At 38.9% G+C, this 3,365-nt stretch carries 2 protein-coding genes, 1 tRNA gene and 3 pseudogenes; 1 reads left to right on the forward strand and 5 read right to left on the reverse strand.

What is annotated here, in order from left to right; translation table 11 throughout:
* Positions 1–524: pseudogene (locus ACF1X7_RS09885) on the reverse strand (transposase); the annotation flags it as partial.
* Between the two features lie 73 nt (positions 525–597).
* Between ACF1X7_RS09885 and ACF1X7_RS09890 the strand changes: the two are divergent.
* The gene (locus ACF1X7_RS09890) at positions 598–1,482 is read left to right on the forward strand and encodes an Arm DNA-binding domain-containing protein (protein WP_187357642.1); all 885 of its coding nucleotides are present in this window, start codon (positions 598–600) and stop codon (positions 1,480–1,482) included.
* On the opposite strand, the pseudogene ACF1X7_RS09895 reads toward ACF1X7_RS09890, so the two are convergent.
* The 4 genes and pseudogenes from ACF1X7_RS09895 to ACF1X7_RS09910 form a co-directional block, all read right to left on the reverse strand.
* Positions 1,426–2,347 (reverse strand): annotated as a pseudogene (locus ACF1X7_RS09895) (IS30-like element ISLsa1 family transposase). The gene ACF1X7_RS09890 and the pseudogene ACF1X7_RS09895 overlap by 57 nt on opposite strands.
* A 204-nt stretch (positions 2,348–2,551) precedes the next feature.
* Positions 2,552–2,639 (reverse strand) — tRNA-Ser (locus tag ACF1X7_RS09900).
* 77 nt (positions 2,640–2,716) lie between these two features.
* The gene (locus ACF1X7_RS09905) at positions 2,717–3,151 is read right to left on the reverse strand and encodes a VOC family protein (RefSeq protein ID WP_221276703.1); all 435 of its coding nucleotides are present in this window, start codon (positions 3,149–3,151) and stop codon (positions 2,717–2,719) included.
* An 88-nt stretch (positions 3,152–3,239) separates the two neighbouring features.
* Positions 3,240–3,365 (reverse strand): annotated as a pseudogene (locus ACF1X7_RS09910) (IS30 family transposase); the annotation flags it as partial.

The following is a 3,365-nucleotide window of genomic DNA, read 5'->3' on the forward strand; positions in this document are numbered from 1 at the left end:
ATAGACCAGACGCTGACTAACGTGAATATCAGACTGTTGATTTAGTAAGATCGTTAATCGTGGGTAGCCATACATTGGATATCTTAACCAAGCCGTTAACACTTCTTGTTTAATTAAATGCCGGCGGCGTTCAGTTCTACTTGGCTACCAATGTAGATAATCATAGTAGGTTGAGCGCGGAATTTTGAGTACTGATAAGATACGCGTAATGCGGTGCCCAGCAAGTAAATTAGCGTTGACGACTTCTAACACGAGGGCACGCCCTTTAATAATTAGCTTTTTACCATGAGCACCGCCGCTCGTTTTAAAATATCAAGTTCTTCTTTTAACCGTTTATTTTCTTTAATCAGAGCACGTTCATTTAATGATAGCACTTTAGTGTTGTTAGGATCAGCTTGTTTAATCCACTTAGTGACCGTTGAAACACTGACGTTGTATTCTTTAGCCAGTGAGTTGGCCGAACGGCCAGTCTGACTTAAGCTAACAATCGATTCTTTAAATTCATTTGAATATTTAATTGCCATAATAAAAAGCTCCTTTATGATGTATTATATCGAACAGTTTGTCCGTAATTCCATCATAGGAGCCGTCTTTATTATGGCAACGATAGAAAAGCATGGTAAATCATATCGATATAAAATTGGTTATCAAGACAAACAAGGCAATAATAAAAGATATGTTAAAGGTGGTTTCTCTACCAAGACAGAAGCACGTCATGCTGCCGAAGAAATGGAAATACAAATGCGTCACGGTTCAAGTCTTGATAAACAAGATGTTACTATCAATGATTATTACAAAAAATGGGTTGAAGTATATAAGAAGCCCAATGTCGGTTATTCATCAATGAACAGATTTAATAATATCGCGACCGTAATTGATAATTACTTTCCTAACACAAAAATAACTGATATATCTAAAATGGACTATCAATCCTTTATGAACGATTATCAAAAAAACAGGTCTACAGTTACATGTAAGAAAACTAATTCAATAATTAGGTCATGTATTCAAGACGCAATTGATGATCAAATTATTTATTCAGACTTTACTCGTAAAGTAACAATCAATGGTGCACCTAGTAAAAAACGTGCAGTTAAATTTTTGTCTATCGATAACTTCAAAAAGTTAATTGATTACGCTGACAAAAATAAATCTTATTCGGCAATTACTTACTACATGATACTAACAGGAGCCTATACTGGATTACGTTTTGAAGAAATAGGCGGATTGACTTGGGACAATGTGGACTTTGAAAAGAAAGAAATCTACGTCAAAAACATTTACGATTATCAAGACACTAAAAAAATAGTTCCACGTACTAAAACTCCTAGTTCAGTTAGAACCATCCCCTTACTACCGGAATTATCCATTATCTTGAAACAATTAAAAAAAGAACAAGCTGAATGGCAATGGCAAATTACAAGTTTAATCCGAACAAGCCCGGAATCTTTCAATGGCAGTCTGTTGATGATGTATTTTTAATGGTCGTTGATTAATTAGTTCAAGTGCTGCTAGGATCTCATCAGTCGTTACTTGGCTAAAATTGGTCTTTTTCGGGAAGAACCAGCGTAACCGTCTATTAAAATATTCATTGGAACCTCGCTCCCATGGTGAATATGGATGGCAAAAATAAACTTTGATCTGATAATCCTGTTCTAAGGCCTGATAATTGGCAAACTCTTTACCATGATCAACAGTAATGGATTTTACTTGGGGACCGAAGGCCCCCATAAACTTACCAAAGGCGGTGTTTAGAGCCTTAGCCGTTCTATTAGGGGCTTTGATGGCCCATAGAAGTCGGGTCTTACGTTCTACGAATGTAACCAGACATGATCGTGACTCACTTCGACTAGAAAGCACCGTATCTACTTCCCAATGACCAAAAGCTAACCGTTGATTAACAGTTGTTGGCCGTTGTTCGATGGAAGTCCCACTTGTAAATTTCCCACGATTTTCGCTCACTCGGTGCTGGCGGACATTCCGATTGGGTAGATCAGTCAATTTGAAGGGGGAGCCAGCCACGATTAAGCCAATTATAAATTGACGCAGTGCTCAAGTTATAAGCGGCCGCAATGGTTTCTGGTGACCAGGTTAATCGTAAGTGATTGGTAATTAAAGTCGCTAATGCTGCCGTCAGTATCGAACGACGACCGCAATTCCGCCTTTTGCGATCTGCATCTTGCTGAGCTAATTCTGGATCATAAGGTTTAACTCGGTCCAACTCATAGCTAATCGTAGCTTTGGGGACGCCTAAGGCGTCAGCCATTACTTGGTAAGATTTATTCCCCTCATTGACCAGTTGTGCTAGTGCGCCACGTTGAAAACGTGATAAAGTAGATGTACCCAAAGTAATCACTCCCTATATTGGTTGGAATTAGCTACTACCATTGTAAGTGATTGCTTTGGGCTTTTTAATTTCTGTTCGGATTAATTATAGAATTTGCCTTTTTATAAAATAAAAAAATCTTCCTTATCCCTTTTGTATCAACATTTTTAGCACTTTAAGACAAAAAAATAGAACACTTAAAAGTGTTCTAAAATCGCTTATTTAAGGAGAGTACAGGATTTGAACCTGCGCGCCGGTATAAGCCGGTTCGACGGATTTCGAGTCCGTTGCATTACCACTCTGCCAACTCTCCAGAACGTTATTCATTATAACAGACTTCTAAAGAACTGAACAGCGTAAAACGCAAAAAAACCTACGTGCGCCCACATTCTATTCGATCACCACCATCCCATCTTGATCAAATTGCCAGTCCTTTGAGTAAGCGACTTCCCAATAGTAACCATCGGGATCACTGAAATAACCACTATAGCCACCCCACTCGCCCCATTCTGGCGCTTTGATGAGCGTGGCCCCGTTAGCGAGAGCTGTTTTAAATGTTGCATCGACTTCCGCTTGACTATGCGTATTAAAGGCATGGGTCACGCCGTTGAACGTTCTTGGAAATGGATGATTATCTGCGGATAAGCCAATATCGGCTAGTAGTGCAGTGTACGGAAACAATTCCAACTTGGTCCCAGTATTATTGAAAAAGACGATTGTCTCAGCATTTTCTAAATTCGGCGCTTGAAAGCCGAGTGCTTGGAAAAACTGACGTGACACGGTTAAATCCTGAACACCTAAACAAATTAAATGGATACTATTCATCAAATCACCTACTCGTTTTAAATTAACCTGATTGTATCAATCCGAAGCTAATAACGCAATTTCCCCCGTTAATTGGTAGATTGCAAATTTAATCCGAATTTTTGGACAAATTTGTCAGCATAACCTGATACGGTGTTTGCCAGTCGAGTATTTTAAGCGGTCGCTGGTTAATTTGGAGTAACGTCGTCGTTAAATCTTGAGCACTAATGTGCTC

The organism is Latilactobacillus sp. VITA-14 (genome assembly GCF_046580785.1).
In the GTDB taxonomy this organism is placed as follows: Bacteria; Bacillota; Bacilli; order Lactobacillales; family Lactobacillaceae; genus Latilactobacillus; species Latilactobacillus curvatus.

Coding starts and splice junctions, on each gene's coding strand:
- ACF1X7_RS09905 (WP_221276703.1), bottom strand. CDS start 3,151: ATGAATAGTATCCATTTAATTTGTTTAGGTGTTCAGGATTTAACCGTG.
- ACF1X7_RS09890 (WP_187357642.1), top strand. CDS start 598: ATGGCAACGATAGAAAAGCATGGTAAATCATATCGATATAAAATTGGT.